1 pseudogene is annotated in these 211 nt (G+C 44.5%); it reads left to right on the top strand.

What is annotated here, in order from left to right:
• A pseudogene (locus BHE89_RS04170) lies at positions 1-211 on the top strand (zinc ribbon domain-containing protein); the annotation flags it as partial.

Genomic DNA, 211 nt, shown 5'->3' with positions numbered 1-211 from the left:
GGTGATGCAGGCTGGCATGGTTTTATCACAAAGCTGGAATATAAAGCCGCAGAAAAAAGGCGTCCATCTGGTAAAAACTGGATCAATGGTTTGCCAGTTCGAAAACCTGTCAATTGCTGCGGTCATAAAATGTCAGAAATGCCACTACATAAGCGTATCTGGCAATGCCCTGAATGTGGAGTTGAACATGACCGAGATATCAATGCGGCAA

Origin of the sequence: Shigella sp. FC1967, assembly GCF_001743005.1 — a bacterium.
Lineage (GTDB): Bacteria > Pseudomonadota > Gammaproteobacteria > Enterobacterales > Enterobacteriaceae > Proteus.
The sequence above is the reverse complement of the archived record's forward strand: the minus strand, read 5'-3'. Positions and strand labels throughout refer to the sequence as shown.